Source organism: Rhodobacter maris, from assembly GCF_900217815.1.
In the GTDB taxonomy this organism is placed as follows: Bacteria; Pseudomonadota; Alphaproteobacteria; order Rhodobacterales; family Rhodobacteraceae; genus Rhodobacter; species Rhodobacter maris.
Genome location: NZ_OBMT01000041.1, coordinates 1 through 2,630 on the forward strand (window position 1 = coordinate 1; position 2,630 = coordinate 2,630).

At 58.9% G+C, this 2,630-nt stretch carries 3 protein-coding genes; all 3 read right to left on the minus strand.

Annotated features, from left to right (window positions below; genetic code table 11):
* Positions 1-79: 79 nt before the first annotated feature.
* The gene (locus tag CRO22_RS18355; protein WP_141399492.1) at positions 80-982 is read right to left on the minus strand and encodes a hypothetical protein; all 903 of its coding nucleotides are present in this window, start codon (positions 980-982) and stop codon (positions 80-82) included.
* A gap of 525 nt (positions 983-1,507) precedes the next feature.
* A complete protein-coding gene (locus CRO22_RS18360; protein ID WP_097071585.1) occupies positions 1,508-1,849 on the minus strand; it encodes a DMT family transporter in 342 nt (113 codons plus the stop codon).
* A gap of 400 nt (positions 1,850-2,249) precedes the next feature.
* A complete protein-coding gene (locus CRO22_RS18365; RefSeq protein WP_394341509.1) occupies positions 2,250-2,543 on the minus strand; it encodes a DNA adenine methylase in 294 nt (97 codons plus the stop codon).
* Positions 2,544-2,630 lie beyond the last annotated feature (87 nt).

Genomic DNA, 2,630 nt, shown 5'->3' on the forward strand with positions numbered 1-2,630 from the left:
TGACGCGGAAGCGTGGCGGCCCGGAGGGACACGCAGCCGCAGAAACTCCCGATCACGGAAGATCCTTCTCGTCGCCTGACTATTTCAGCAACCTGTTAACTATCTCACGCACACGCCCCCAGTGGTCGTCATAGATCAACTGCGACATGAGCTTAGCAGCCTCTCGTCGTGTTTTTGGCGCTTGCCCTTGGAGGAAGCTGAATTGGAACTTAGGAGCTTGAATGAGTTCCGCGGTAGCGTTCTTGGGAGCGCCTGCAAAGGCAACTTCAGCGAGATAGTCAAAGAGCAAATCGGCTTGAATGCTTAGCTCATCGCTTATCATAGGATCGAGTTTATGCGCTTCCGCCAGATGCAGATAGCCTGCCAGCCGTGCAATCCCTGCCGCAGCACGGTCTTGCTCTTTTGACAGCTCGCCGCGCATCTTCCGCCCCATCAGGTCCTGCTGGATGTACTCGCTTTCCCAAGGGTTTTCGTGCGGGTATGGCGGGAGAGCTGCACCGTACGCCGTTCTCTCTGAAAGTACCGCCATCTGGCCAGTGGTAAACAGCGGTGCATACCCAATTAAGATATCGATGAAGTCGAGAAATCTATCGCGGGCATGATAGCCAAAAAGATCCTCTCGGTTCCGGGTCCGGCATAGTTCACTCGGCACAGCTATGGCGTCGGTAAATACGATACCATCGTAAAAAAGCGGCCCAAAAAAGGCGAGCCAAGGGTCTATGCCCCCCATGCCTTGATAAGACCCAGCTGTGCCAAACTCATTCCAAATTAGAGGGCGGCGACCCGGCGCGGCGTTCGCTAACGAAGGTATTGCAAAGCCAGAATAATCTTTGTGGAATTTCGACCATTCTTCGTGCAGGAAGCGATACCACGTTGGACCTTTCGAAGCGAAGTATCCCATTATTTCATCGTAACTATCCGATGCCAGATCAACTTGCGAAACATCGCTAAACCACTCGAAGAACGTCTGGTTCGATCGCATGGATGGGTCAAGCGCTTCCTGCGGTGACGGTCGCATAAAGTGGCCTCATCAAGTGTTTTCTAAGATTATTTTATAGATGAGCGGCAATTTTCTCGCAACTGTGGTCGGCCCAGGACAATACGCATACGCTTCTGTCACCGGTGGAAGCGACGATTTTTCTCCAGAAATCCGAAAGCGGCCATTCACGGTATCAAAGGTAACGGACACGCCGTCTCGCTCTGCCGACCTTGGGGCCATGGGCTATGCTGCGCGGCACCATGAAGGTCCGGTATGAGGAAAGCCGCGCTGCGGCAATGGTGATCTTAGTCAACGGCAGCTTTGGACCGGGCAGGTGGGTCCGCGCCGTTCGGCACCGGAGCCCCGGAAGGGCCGCTCCCTACGCATCGCGTCGCTTGCCTTGCGATTCGCGAGTGACCGCTTCGCGCCGGGCGTGGCGTTGCGCGCCCGAGGGCTGCCGCTGCGTCGCCGCATGACCGCTTCGAGCCCAGAGCAGACGCTTGGATCCGCTCTGAGTAGGGCGAGCATTCAGTGAGACGCGTTCGAAAATACGTTCACAACGACGACACCGCCAACGATCATAGCAATCCCCAAAATAGCCATCGCGTCGAGTGTCTGCTTGAAAACGGCGACACTGATGATCGCCGTGAGGACAATGCCCAAGCCACCCCAAACTGCATAGGCCACACCTAGCGGGAGCGTCCGCAGTGCGACCGACAGCAAATAGAACGACAGGATGTAGAACACGGCCATGATAGCCGTGGGGGCAAGCTTGGTGAACTGCGCGGACTTTTGAAGATACGCCGTACCCGTCACTTCGGAGATGATGGCTCCGGCGAGGGCAAGATATGAAACGATATGCACTTGCATGACGATTGCGCTTTCCCGGCCGCACGATGGCGGTCCGCAAGAGGGTGATGATCGGGAAAGCCGGGTCCACAGACATTGCGCCTTCCTGATCAGATCAGGTTTGACGCCGTGGCTGGGAAGAACCCGTTTAGAACGGGCGCAGGAGACACCACCCTGCGACTCTATTATCGGCTACGCAGGCATACTTGCGGATCATTGCAAGTTCAACCTTGGCCAAGCGCGCCCCTCACCCAATGCCCGCTCCGTCCGCATCGCGTCGCTCCAGGAGCGAGTCGCGGATGGCGGCAATCGCCCGACGCCGCGGATTAGACGCGGCCCAACAAGCCCCCCGCCTCTGCGCGCCTTCAGCCAAAGCACAGCGCGGGGGGCTCCCCTCCCCCCGCGCAGGCGCCCCCTGCCCCTACGTCGCGCGCCCGCGGATCAGGAGCTCGGCGGCGGGTGTGCTCTGGCCCTTCCCGGCGATCGAATAGGTGGTGCGCACCGGCTCGATCTCCGCCCAGGAGAAAATCTCGCGGATCTCGGGCACATCGTTGATCGACAGAAGGAACCGCCCGTCGATGCCGCGCAAGGCGTCTGCGAGACGCGCGAAGTCATCGCGGCTGAAGAGCTCCTTGCCGTAGTCGCCCTCGCAGCCCCAATAGGGCGGATCGAGGTAGAAGAGCGTCTCGGGCGCATCATAGCGGCGGATGCGCAACGGCAGGCGTGCTGCCGCTGACAAAGGCGGCCGGCCATGTGACGCTGATCGCCGTATTCGTGCGGTAGGGATCGGCATAGCTGCCCG